At 44.2% G+C, this 12,163-nt stretch carries 11 protein-coding genes; 4 read left to right on the forward strand and 7 right to left on the reverse strand.

The window, feature by feature from the left end; genetic code table 11:
- Positions 1-83: 83 nt before the first annotated feature.
- Complete coding sequence (locus RH88_RS12810) at positions 84-914, reverse strand: DUF2797 domain-containing protein (RefSeq protein ID WP_005596576.1); 831 nt, start codon at positions 912-914, stop codon at positions 84-86.
- Positions 915-1,188: 274 nt separating this feature from the next.
- On the opposite strand from RH88_RS12810, the gene RH88_RS12815 reads away from it, so the two are divergent.
- Positions 1,189-2,502 carry a GGDEF domain-containing protein gene (locus RH88_RS12815; RefSeq protein WP_040757962.1) on the forward strand — a complete coding sequence of 438 codons (1,314 nt, stop codon included), beginning with the start codon at positions 1,189-1,191 and terminating at the stop codon, positions 2,500-2,502.
- 128 nt (positions 2,503-2,630) lie between these two features.
- Here the strand turns inward: RH88_RS12815 and RH88_RS12820 are convergent, their stop codons facing one another.
- From RH88_RS12820 to RH88_RS12830, 3 genes are all read right to left on the reverse strand, one after another.
- Positions 2,631-3,455 carry a SanA/YdcF family protein gene (locus RH88_RS12820; RefSeq protein ID WP_005596580.1) on the reverse strand — a complete coding sequence of 275 codons (825 nt, stop codon included), beginning with the start codon at positions 3,453-3,455 and terminating at the stop codon, positions 2,631-2,633.
- Entirely contained in the window at positions 3,455-3,778 is a 324-nt protein-coding gene (locus RH88_RS12825; RefSeq protein ID WP_005596582.1) for a DUF3392 domain-containing protein, read from the reverse strand. The genes RH88_RS12820 and RH88_RS12825 overlap by 1 nt, the downstream gene beginning before the upstream one ends.
- A gap of 64 nt (positions 3,779-3,842) precedes the next feature.
- The gene (locus RH88_RS12830; protein ID WP_005596584.1) at positions 3,843-5,531 is read right to left on the reverse strand and encodes an NAD-dependent malic enzyme; all 1,689 of its coding nucleotides are present in this window, start codon (positions 5,529-5,531) and stop codon (positions 3,843-3,845) included.
- Positions 5,532-5,728: 197 nt separating this feature from the next.
- Here RH88_RS12830 and RH88_RS12835 point away from each other — a divergent pair, with 197 nt between their 5' ends.
- The 3 genes from RH88_RS12835 (at position 5,729) to RH88_RS12845 (ending at position 9,579) form a co-directional block, all read left to right on the forward strand.
- Positions 5,729-8,089, forward strand: coding sequence for a helicase-related protein (locus RH88_RS12835; protein ID WP_005596586.1), 2,361 nt, complete (start codon positions 5,729-5,731; stop codon positions 8,087-8,089).
- A gap of 224 nt (positions 8,090-8,313) precedes the next feature.
- The gene (locus RH88_RS12840) at positions 8,314-8,691 is read left to right on the forward strand and encodes a hypothetical protein (protein ID WP_005596588.1); all 378 of its coding nucleotides are present in this window, start codon (positions 8,314-8,316) and stop codon (positions 8,689-8,691) included.
- Between the two features lie 246 nt (positions 8,692-8,937).
- Positions 8,938-9,579, forward strand: a complete 642-nt coding sequence (locus RH88_RS12845; RefSeq protein WP_005596589.1) for an outer membrane beta-barrel protein — start codon at positions 8,938-8,940, stop codon at positions 9,577-9,579.
- A gap of 89 nt (positions 9,580-9,668) precedes the next feature.
- On the opposite strand, the gene RH88_RS12850 is transcribed toward RH88_RS12845, so the two are convergent.
- The 3 genes from RH88_RS12850 to RH88_RS12860 all read right to left on the reverse strand — a co-directional run bounded on the left by RH88_RS12850 (position 9,669) and on the right by RH88_RS12860 (position 11,977).
- Complete coding sequence (locus tag RH88_RS12850; protein ID WP_005596591.1) at positions 9,669-10,859, reverse strand: amino acid aminotransferase; 1,191 nt, start codon at positions 10,857-10,859, stop codon at positions 9,669-9,671.
- A gap of 415 nt (positions 10,860-11,274) precedes the next feature.
- On the reverse strand, positions 11,275-11,574 hold the full coding sequence (locus RH88_RS12855; protein ID WP_005596593.1) for a hypothetical protein: 300 nt from the start codon (positions 11,572-11,574) through the stop codon (positions 11,275-11,277).
- 172 nt (positions 11,575-11,746) lie between these two features.
- On the reverse strand, positions 11,747-11,977 hold the full coding sequence (locus tag RH88_RS12860) for a hypothetical protein (protein WP_005596595.1): 231 nt from the start codon (positions 11,975-11,977) through the stop codon (positions 11,747-11,749).
- Positions 11,978-12,163 lie beyond the last annotated feature (186 nt).

Genomic DNA, 12,163 nt, shown 5'->3' on the forward strand with positions numbered 1-12,163 from the left:
TGCTCAGTTGTAATGTTCCAATAAAAAAGCCGCGTCTAGCGGCTTTCTGTGTTTTATGAGTGATGTTATGAGGACGGCTTAGTTTAAGCCTCGTCACTCACTTCCACTTCATAGGAAGTAAATTTACGCACGTTAATCACACCAGTATCAAAGATTAAATATTGGCCTTTGATGCCTTTTAACGTGCCGGTTACCACTGGGTTTTTATCAAAATTGTGCGATACAATTTTAGTTGGATGCTCGTTAACAGGGTAAGCAATCGGTGTGATTGCCTCATTGAGTATCTCAATCGCATCATCACCAAATTGTTGTTTAATTTCAGCGATTTTTTCTTCAATCAATGGCAGTAACTGAGCAAATTTCTCTTCAAGCGGCAGTGGTGCGCCATCTTCTTTGAGCAATGTACGCCAATTGGTTTTATCGGCGATATGTTTGGCTAACTCGATTTCGACTAAGCCCGAGATGTAGCGGCTTTTCACTTTCAAAATTGGTAGGCCTTGGGTCGCACCTTGGTCGATCCAGCGAGTGGGAATTTGTGTGTGACGAGTAATGCCGACCTTCAAGCTCGAGGTGTTTGAAAGATAGACGTAATGGTCAACCATGCAGTTTTCTTCGCCCCATTGTGGCTCACGGCAAGTGCCTTGCTCATAATGGCAGGTTTCTGGCTTCATGATGCACATATCGCAGCTCGCCAATTTCTTCATACAGACAAAACAGTGGCCTTGAGAGTAGCTTTTCTTGGTTTTTTTTCCACACGATTGACAAAAAATATTACCTGTGTGAGTTAGCGTCAGTGCCTTGCCGAGAAAGGGTTTAAGGTCAACAAGTTGTTCACCAACAGGAAGGTGGTAGTGAACTTCTTGATCAAGAGACGCGCGCATTTTTTGTAGCGTACCGGTTGTAATTAACGACATGACTTTGCTCTATATGTTTTTTTTATTGGGTGGAATCGTTGACGATCCGTTTCAGGAGTATGTTAACAGAAATATGCACCATTTTGTTTAACTGTACATTTTCATCCGGCAACGGTTCACAAGTTATCCGTCTGCTGTGTTGTATGAGCTGTCTCATAAATATTGTGCTACTTAATGATTTTTAGTTGTGTTGGTCTGCTGAGTTAAGTAAATTTGCTCTCAAAAATAAGATTTAATTCAAACGTTAATGTGCTTGTCTGGCTGGAATGTGAAATTGAAAACAATTCATAAACTTATATTTGGCTTATTCATCTTTACGATAATTGTCGTTGCATTGCATTGGTTGTATGGTGAGAAGAAAATTTATCGTGTAAGTCCAAGCCAATATACTTATCTTGCAACTAATGATCAGTTACAAAAAGGCGCCTCCACTAGTTCAATCAGCAGGGAAGGTGATGAAGTTATTCTTGACTGTGAACTCAAAGTTAGCGCGGATTATAAATGGCCATACTGCGGTATCTCCATTTTGTATGATAAAGAAGATCCGACACGAGGTAAGGACCTCTCTGATTACCACACCGTACGTTTAGATGTGGATTTTATCCGTCTTGATGGTGATACCAACCCCGCCCTACGTGTCTACTTACGCAACTATAATCCAGTTTATTCTCTACCAGACAACGAATATACCCATAAATATAATGGCCTTGATTACCGCCAAGCTGACTACTCTCAAGTACTAGAAGTACCCCTGAAAAGTTTACAAGTCTTAACTTGGTGGTTAGTGGATAACAAAATTCCGATCGCGCACTCAGCGCCTGAATTTAATAACGTTAATCGAATTGAATTTGCCACTGGCTCAGGAACGCCCGTCGGGAAGTATCAGCTACGTATTCGTAGTATTGAATTTGTCGGTCATTATATTGACGGTGAAATATTAATGTTGCTGCTGCTGTTTATTTGGGTTGGATTAGCGCTGATATTTAGTGCAACGCAAATTCATCGCAAGCAACGTATTTTGAGTGAATCAGAAGCGCGTCGCCAACATCTAAAAATGTTGAACCGCTCACTACGGGAAGAAAACACCCAGTTTGCTGAGTTAGCCCATCGCGATGCGTTAACAGGTGCGATGAATCGCCATTCTATTCGTAATTGGCTGGAACAAGAGTATTACCCTGAACGTGAACTCAAAACGCAGTTGACCGTAATCTATCTCGATATCGATTATTTCAAACAAGTTAACGATGTTCATGGCCACAAAATGGGGGATGATATTCTGCGAGAATTTGCCATTGTCGTGATGTCGGAGTTGCGCGCTAGTGATCGGTTTGTTCGCTGGGGTGGTGAAGAGTTTGTGGTTTTTTGTCCTAACAGCACGCTACGCCACGCTTCAATTTTGGCTGAACGGCTAAGACAAAAAATCGAACTGCATAAATGGATGCATGGTGAAGTATTGACTGCGAGCCTAGGTGTAGCGGAGTTAGGTCAAGAAACGGCGATTGATATGCTTACGCGAGCGGATGAAATGCTTTATCGAGCTAAGCGAAGTGGTCGAAACCGAGTGGAAATAGAGAGTCAGGAACAATAATGTTTAGAGTGTGGTTTTAAGCTATTTACTCGCCACGACTTTGTCTCATAGATTATTTTGTCTCATCGATGATGAAAACGCCCCAATGATGGGGCGTTTTTTTGTGTTGGATATGCGTTAGTTAGAGTTTAAGGTTGCTCTTGCTCTTGCTCTTGCTCTTGCTCTTGCTCTTGCTCTTGCTCTTGCTCTTGCTCTTGCTCTTGCTCTTGCTCTTGCTCTTGCTCTTGCTCTTGCTCTTGCTCTTGCTCTTGCTCTTGCTCTTGCTCGTCTATCGTGACAATCGGCTCTTTCGGACCGAGAAATTTGGGTTTCTCTCCAGTGATGTAAAGATCAAGCACTGCTTTGACTCGGGCAAAGACTTCACGAAAGCGCACTTTAAACCCTGAGTGGGAAGAAGGGCCGGCCACAGCCAAGCATTTCGCTTGGATATTGTGATAATTAGCGATAAACAAGGCGCGTTCACAGTGGAACTTTTGCGAAATGATCAAGAAATTGTCGGTATCAAATATCTCTTTAGCACGAACCACGGAATCTAAAGTACGAAACCCTGCGTAATCAAGGTAAATACGCTCTTCAGGGATCTCTGCACGTAACAAATCGCGTTTCATGGTCCAAGGTTCGTTGTATGAACGATGGGCGTTATCGCCACTGAGAAGAAAATTATCCACTTTATCTTGCTGATAAAGTTCAATCGCAGCATTAATACGATGTAGGTAATACTCATTGAGTACTTTACCTAAATATTTGCTAGTACCTAAAACGACCGCGACATCGTATGAGGTAACCTCATCGGCTGAAAAATAGAGTTGGTCTTGCGTTTGATAGCTGACCCAGCGGTCAATGGCAAATAGAGCGACCACAAGCAGTACCACTGAAATGAGTGATAACTTCAGAGCATTAACTATCCATCGTAAATGGATTTTATTCAAAGGGTTATAAAAAATCTTACGCACTAAATCTGTCTATTCCGTTGAGCCCAAAGACCGATGACAATAAAACTTGTCACTACAACAATAAACATTGTGCCATACGGAAGTTGGCCTAATGTCTTGGTAAGGTAAGGTGTTGCTTTTACGATGATTAAGCCGTAACCAAACGCATTGATCAAGATGAAGACAATCGTTCTTACGACAAAGTTCTGACTTCGGAGCAATTTTCGCAGGTTAGAATTGATTTCACCACCAAACATCACCAATGCACACGCAATCAGAGCCGTTGCAATCTCACTTAAATAAGGGGCGATGTATTGGCCGGCTGGGGCTAAAAATTCAAACATATCAATTTAATCCAAAGCCCCTAAAAGGGGCTTTGTTTCTATTTAACGTTAATTAAAATAGCGTTTAGAACGCAGTACGCTTGTAGCGACGGTAAACTGGCTGCCAGAAGTAAGCTTCGATCGCTTCTTCTAGTGCTTCGTCAGTGATTTCCTGAGCTACGCCTTGCTCAATGGCTTTCTTACCCACGGCGAAGGCAATTTTCTTCGATACAGAGTGAATTGCTTCTAGTGGTGGCAGCAGCGCACCTTGGCCATTGATTGCCAGTGGAGAACACGTTGCAAGTGCACGGCTTGACTCTTGCAGCATTTCGTCGGTAACACGACGTGCAGAGACAGCAAGTACACCTAAACCGATACCTGGGAAGATGTAGCTGTTATTGCATTGTGCGATTGGGTATGTTTTGCCATCGTGTACTACGGGATCAAATGGGCTACCTGTTGCAACTAGTGCCTCACCGTTAGTCCAACGAATAATGTCATTCGGTGTCGCTTCAACACGGCTAGTCGGGTTTGATAGCGGGAATACGATCGGACGCGCACAATGTTTGTGCATTTCTTTGATCACATCTTTGCTAAACAGGCCTGGCGCACCAGACACACCAATCAGAACGGTTGGTTTTGCATTTGCCATAACGTCAAGCAATGAGAAGCCATTACCCTCGTTTGGCCATTCAGCGGTATTTTCCGTTGGCTGAACTAGGCGTTGTTGGAAGTCCAACAGATTTGGCATGCCTTCTTGTAGCAGACCCCAACGGTCAACCATGTAAACTTGCGAGCGAGCTTGAGCATCAGAAATGCCTTCTGAGACCATCTGCGCGATAATCGCTTCGGCAATACCACAGCCTGCAGAGCCCGCACCTAAGAAGGTGATACGTTGGTCAGACAGTTTGCTGCCAGCAGCTTTACATGCAGCAAGTAGTGAGCCTACGGTGACTGCCGCAGTGCCTTGAATATCATCATTGAAGCAACAAATACGGTTTTTGTATCGCTCAAGCAAAGGCATCGCGTTCTTCTGGGCGAAATCTTCAAATTGAACCAATGCTTCTGGCCAACGACGCTGTACCGCTTGGATGAACTCTTCGACGAAGGCATCGTAATCTGCACCAGTGATGCGTGGATGACGCCAGCCCATGTACATAGGGTCAGCGAGACGTTGTGGGTTATTGGTACCCACATCAAGCACGATAGGTAGTGTGTAAGCAGGGCTGATACCGCCACAAGCGGTGTATAGAGCCAACTTACCGATAGGAATACCCATGCCGCCGATACCTTGGTCACCCAGACCAAGAATACGCTCACCATCGGTGACTACGATCACTTTGACGTTGTGGTTTGAGGCATTGTTTAAGATGTCATCAATACGATCGCGGTTAGCGTAAGAGACAAACAATCCACGGCCACGACGGTAGATATTGGAGAAGTTCTCACAGGCGGCACCTACCGTTGGGGTGTAGATGATTGGCATCATTTCAGAAATGTGGTTCTGAACTAAACGATAGAAAAGCGTTTCGTTAGTATCTTGAATATTACGCAGGTAAATGTGCTTATCCATGTCATTTTCGAAACTGCGGTATTGTTGATACGCACGCTCCACCTGTTCTTGGATCGTTTCAGTCGTCTCTGGCAGGAGACCTTCTAAGTTGAAGGAGATGCGTTCTTGAGCGCTAAACGCACTGCCTTTATTAAGCAATGGAGTACTAAGAAGCGCAGGGCCTGCGAAAGGAATATAGAGTGGACGTTTGTCGTTATACATTGCGAACCTATTATCGGGTACGAGGAACAGTTGTGCGTGTGTTCGATGCCAGTTAAGAGTCATAACATGGTAATCTGTAAGGTATTGTAACGTGGCTTGCTATGGTCGACAAGAAACACCATTCGAAGTGGGATCTTAATACCCACTTATTCTCATTGTCGTTATAATCATCGGGTTAATTCCTAGATTATCTTGCTATGACTTCATTACCAATAGACACCTTACGCGAAAAGTTTCTTGTACAACTCACCAAAAATCATCTGATTGTTGAGGCGGAAACCGGATCTGGAAAATCAACCCGTTTACCTGTTTGGGCTTCAGAGCAAGGACGTGTATTGGTGATTGAGCCGCGTCGAATCGCTTGTACTTCCCTCGCGCAATACTTAGCACAGCAACGTAACGAGCCAGTCGGGCAATCTATTGGTTATGCGATAAAGCTAGAAACTCGCTTTAATGAAACGAGCGAAGTCGTCTTTGTGACTCCCGGTGTTGCGCTGCGTTGGTATAGTGAAAACCAGTTAGCAGATTACGATATTGTTATTGTCGATGAATTTCATGAACGTCGCTGGGACACAGACCTATTAGTTGCGTTACTAAAAAAACATCAAAAGCATCGTCTGGTGGTGACATCAGCAACCATTGAAGGGGCAAAACTGGCCAGCTATGTGGGGGCCGAACGCTTACATGCAGAAGGACGTAATTTTAAAGTTAGTTTGCAATATCGCGCCAGCGAGTCGCGTCAACTGCCCGATAGTCGGCAGTTGGAGCAACGAGTAAAACAGGAAGTACTTCACGCTTTAGAAGCTTGTCGTGGCGATGTATTAGTTTTTCTTCCTGGGCGTAAAGAGATCACTCAGTGTACGCAAATGTTGCAGAGCCTTGAGGGAATTATCGTTGCGCCTTTACATGCGTCGGTGAGCGATGAGCAGCGTGAAGTTGCCCTCAATATCCAAGCACAACCCAAAGTGGTATTAGCGACTAATGTGGCTGAAACCTCATTAACCATTCCTAATATTGCGTTAGTGATAGATTCCGGTTTAGAGCGTCGTACCGAGCAACGTAATGGTCGCACGACACTGAGCTTAAAACACATTTCACAAGCTAGCGCCAAACAACGAAGTGGACGGGCAGGGCGTGTTATGGATGGCGTTTGTGTTCGCCTTTATGGTGAGTATGCTGCGCTCGCTTTAGTGACACCACCAGAGATGCATCGCGAAGCGTTAACCGAAGCGATGCTCGCTGCCGCCTGCTGTCATCAACCGTTATCCTCGTTAGATTTTCTCGAACCTTTGCCAGAAAAAACGCTTCACCAAGCGACTCAATTGCTGCTAAACATGCAGGCGATCGATGAGCAGGGAAATGCGACTGAACATGGACGCAAGATGTACCCATTGCCGATTGATGCGTTGCTGGCTGATTTGGTCACTCGTATGCCTTCGAAGGCGCTAAAAGAGGCAATGATCGATTACACAGCCGCTTTGGCGACACCAGCAAAACTCTATCGCATTATTGGTAATGAAGAGCAACAAGAGCAATTGGCCCAGCAAGAACCGTTAGGGTGTGATGCGCAACTCGCGATTGGTTTAATTCGAGGTGAGTCGTTTTCAGCGTTGGAAGTAAATATTGACGCACTGAGTGAAGCCAGAGCGTTAGCAGCACAGATGCGTGAGGTTTTTGAACTGCCTCAACTTGAAGTCGCATCACGATATCGTCATGGTGATTTGGTCAACGCTATAGCCGTTTTACACCCGGAGTTGGTTTTTATTCGTCGTGAGAAAAGAAGAGAAGCACTCGCAAACGGGATTATTGAGGTCACACTGGGACGAGAAAGCCGTTTTAACAAACAAGCTGAAGCCGCTATCGTGTTAGATACGCACAGTTTACCTGGTAGAGGGGTTAAACAAACACTGACACTGGCAACTCAAGTATTACCGCTAGAGCTTAGTGCTTTGCAAGCGCTTGGGCTTGGTCAGTGGCAAGAAGGTGCGGTCATCGTTGAATCAAATCAAGCGGGGCAAGAGCAAACCTATATCGAAATGGAGCTGATTTACGCTGGCCGTACGATTGCGACCAAGCGAGAGCTGGCGCAGGGCGCGTTGGCCATCACGCCGATTCTTAAAGCTGTCGTTGCAGGAGATCTCCTTGCTGGCTTTTATCCGATGCGCCACCGCCAAATACTACTTTGGCGTTTGTATGTTGAGTTAGGTCTTGCTGAGCAAAAAGATCATCATCAGGTGACTTTCGAAGGTTGGTTTACCGAGCAATTGCAGCTACTGGACCTCACCGATATCGGCGAACTTGAATTGTTCTGTGCAGAAGATTTCGCTTTTGAGGGTATTCCAGATTGGCAATATGATGATTTCGCCGAACGGTTTCCGCTCACACTGGCACTTGGCGATCTTAATTTGGACGTTGAGTACCAACCAGCGGCTAAATTAGTGACGGTGCTATATCGTGATGGCTTGCGTAAAGGCGACCCCAAGCGTTGGGAGCTACCACGTTGGCAAGGTTGGCGAGTGAAATATAAGAAGGCGAGTCGCATCATTGATATAAAATAGTGATGAAACATGTGCAATAGGTAATGATTTATTTTAGTAACTCAAATATTGCGCAACAGGTTTTATATGTCACTTGCTTGTGGAAACTTTGTTATTTGATTGGTTTTTATATGCCATTTTGACTCGTAAAAAGGGTATAAAAGACCATTGTTCTATATCCTATTGCTATATGTATTCAGTTGACCGATATTGAGTATGTTGTGTTGCCAATATCGGGGGATGATATGGAACGTCAAGGCAAGACATGTGTGGTGTTTGACTATACCTCTTTTCTCGGCGCTTCGTGCAGTAAGAAATGGACGTTTCTTGAAGCATTGAGCACCATCGCGCCAGTATTTACTATTGCGTGGAAAGATACTGTCGAGCTATCTCGTAATCCAGAAGAAAGATTATGGGAACAAGCTATGAAGTCGCTTTCTGCTAGCCGTAGTGATGAGTCAAATATCCATACACTGGTAAAACTCGCCAAATCAGAAGGAATAGACGAACTAAAGTTGGTTATGCCTTATGAGTTGGAATCCGAGTTAATTGAACGGCTTCAAATGCGTTCACAAGTAAGCATTCAAAATCTACAACAAGATGAATGGATGATTACGTTATAAAGGTTTAAGGCTTGTTGTCATTCAATAGGCCTTAAACCTTTTTTACGGATAATGTTCCTATTCCTATTCCTATTCCTATTCCTATTCCTATTCCATTCTTAGAGCCAGCTACCCTCATTTATTGCGGTAATTTTCCACGCCAATCCACAGTTTTAGATGGTTAACTTGTTGTTTTTAGATTTGATTACTACGATTATTTTTATGCGTAAATAAACATTGATAGTGAATAAAGCATAAGGAGATCAGATGGAACTGAATCCATTCAGAAAGCACATCGTGACTTGGTTGGTTTTTGCGATTACGTTGCCGATCTCTCTTTCCTGCTTTGGGCAAATAGGCCTATCGGATTATCGATATGGTTATGTTGAGTTTGCTTCTGGAGCGTTAGATGAAAACATCGGTGGTAATAGCAACATCACCGCTATTAATACCGGTGGCAAGTTACCTATTGATCAGCGTTGGTTAGCAACACTCGATTATTCCGCGCGCTTTATTCACCCAGAGAAAACCACCACGGAGATTTACACGCTCTTGCCTGGTGTTGCTGCTCGTATAGATGCCGGACCGGGATTGGAGTTTCTTTTCGGCGGGAAAGCGGGGATGCAATGGGCACGGCTAACCGATGATGATACCGATGTAAAACTCGAAAGCAGCAATGAGTTTGTTTGGGGGATGGAAATCGGTTTGATCTATAACATTACACAGCGTTGGCGCCTAGCAACCGATGCTGAGTTAAATCGTAGTGACATATTAGATGTGGATATCTATTCACTACGCGCTGACTATCGGATCAACTCTGGTTTTACCGCTGGTGCATTTTACAGTCATCGAGAAAGTGATCGGGGTTCGACCAATGAGGGTGGTGTAGCGTTGAAGCTATTTTTTTAGAGACTCACTGAATGGTGGCTTAAACTGTGGTCAATTTGAAATAAAAAAGCCAGCGGAAGCTGGCTTTTTAGATTGGGCTGTTTACTTGATTACATGACAGCAGCAATGCCTTGGCACAGTGGCAGCATGTTTGATTTTGTCATGCCTGCAACACTGATACGGCCAGAGCCAACAATGTAGATTGCGAACTCATCTTTCAGACGAGCAACTTGATCTTTATTTAGACCAGAGAACGAGAACATGCCGTTTTGGCGCTCGATAAAGCTAAAGTCTGCATCCACACCTTGTTGCTTCAGTGTTTGTACAAACAGTTCGCGCATCTCTTGAATACGATCACGCATTTCTTTTACTTCTGCTTCCCATTCAGCGCGTAGACCAGCATCATTTAGGATGTAGGTCACTACTGCCGCACCGTGTGCTGGTGGGTTAGAGTAAATAGAACGGATGATAGCTTTAACTTGAGAGAATGCGGTAGCGGCAACATCTTCGTTCTCACCAACCAGTGTGAATGCGCCAACGCGCTCGTTGTACAAACCGAAGTTTTTAGAGAACGAGCTCGCAATCAGAATCTCTTTATTGTATTTAGCAAAAGTACGCAGACCCGCTGCATCTTCTTCTACGCCAGCGCCGAAGCCTTGGTACGCAAAATCGAATAGTGGCAGCAGTTTTTTCTCTGCTACGATTTTTGCCAGTGTTTCCCATTCATCGGCTGTTGGATCGATACCGGTTGGGTTATGGCAGCAACCGTGTAGTAATACGATATCGCCCGCAGTTGCTTGTTCAAGATCGGCAACCATCGCCGCAAAATCTTTCTCTTTAGTTTCTGCGTTGTAGTAGCTGTATTGTGCGGTTTCAAGGCCAGCAGCGGTAAACACTCCAATGTGGTTTGCCCACGTTGGGTTACTTACCCATACCTTTACATCACCAAGTTGGCGTTTAATAAACTCACCGGCAACGCGTAGCGCACCTGTACCACCTGGTGCTTGGGCAGTTTTAGCACGTTTATCAGTAATGATTTCTGCATTTTCACCAAACAGTAACTTTTGTACCGCTAGGCCATATTCTGATGTACCTTCGATGGTTAGGTATGACTTGGTTTTCTCGGTTTCAACTAATGCTGCTTCCGCTTTTTTAACGGTTGCAAGTACAGGCGTTTCACCTTGTTCATTTTTGTAAATACCAACACCGAGGTTGATTTTTTCAGAGCGGGGATCCTTTTTAAACTCTTCCGTGAGGCCAAGAATCGGGTCTGCCGGAGCAGCAACTACTTTTTCAAACATAATTGTCATCCATGTTAATCGAAGGGGATAATTGTAATAACTTGAATATTTATACCTTTATGACGCACGAGTGACAACACAAAAGCGTTAGAAACAACAAATTTTATTGATTAGCTGTTAAACCTTGTTCGATGGGCGGAGTTTTTATCAATTATGATTATAAGAACAGCCTCTTAGCGGTACTCCTTAATATCGAAATGGCGCTAAATGAAGAGCTGAATGATGGATTCGAGTGAAGATGAGCCCTTATAAAATCGGACTAAATTTGATTTGCCTCAATTTTCTAGTTGCCGATATTGATGTTTTGCCGCCATTTTTTATTAAAACGGGGTGAGTAGGGGATTAGAGGACGTTTGCCAGAAGTTGCGGTGTTGATTAAAACGAGCCGATTCAAAGGATGAATCGGCTCGTATGGCTACTTTTTCAAATCAATTTGCGATTCATGAGCATGAGTTTCAAACTCTGGGTTGCTTGACATTTTTTCTGTCGCCCAGTGATTGATATGGCTAAGAATGGCTTTTAGCGCGTGCTTTTCAGTTGGTGTTTCGTTCTCTGCGGTTTCTAGCTCAGCTTTTGGATGAGTCCCGGTCGCATCTTCAGCAATGTGCAGCCAATCTGGATGCCAGTAATAAGGCTGTCCTAATGGTGTTGTCCAAGTGTGAACACCATTGGTTTCGCCTTTATATTCGATATCGTTTTCGTTGTACTTAGTCATTATTATTTTCTCTCATCATCTATGAGTTGAGGGTTGTCACTTTAACGTTATAAATGTAACAGATTGGAATTATATTTATGTGATGCCAATCGTTTAGCGCTGGCATCGACCCAGCTAAACATTGTGATTTGATCTTAAACGACTTTTAGTTAAGTCCGTGCAGTGCTCAGGGTTAGCGGCTGTTAAGGTGATCGAGGATTGCTTTCTCGGCATGTTGCTGTGAGGCATTTTCTCCATCGGGTACATCAATTGGCTGCTTGGGGTGCAATCCAAGGGCATCTTCTGCAACGTGAAGCCATTCAGGATGCCAATAGTAAGGGTTGTCACCTTGAGGATGATCCCAACGATGAACGCCCTGATGTTCGCCTTTGTAAGATAGGTCGTCGAGCGTAAATAATTTCATTATCTTCCCTCTTTATTTTTCGTCACTATTAAGTATGAACCAAAATGGCGAGACGCGCTGCTTGGGAACGTGTTTGGTGCTTGTCTTTAAGCAAAGGTTAGCTTATTTGTTTCAGTAACGGTATGAATTGAATCGCTCTTAAGAAGGGGGAAGACGATAAATAGGTGTTGCAGCGTGTAATACCAA

Origin of the sequence: Vibrio scophthalmi LMG 19158 (genome assembly GCF_000222585.1) — a bacterium.
Lineage (GTDB): Bacteria > Pseudomonadota > Gammaproteobacteria > Enterobacterales > Vibrionaceae > Vibrio > Vibrio scophthalmi.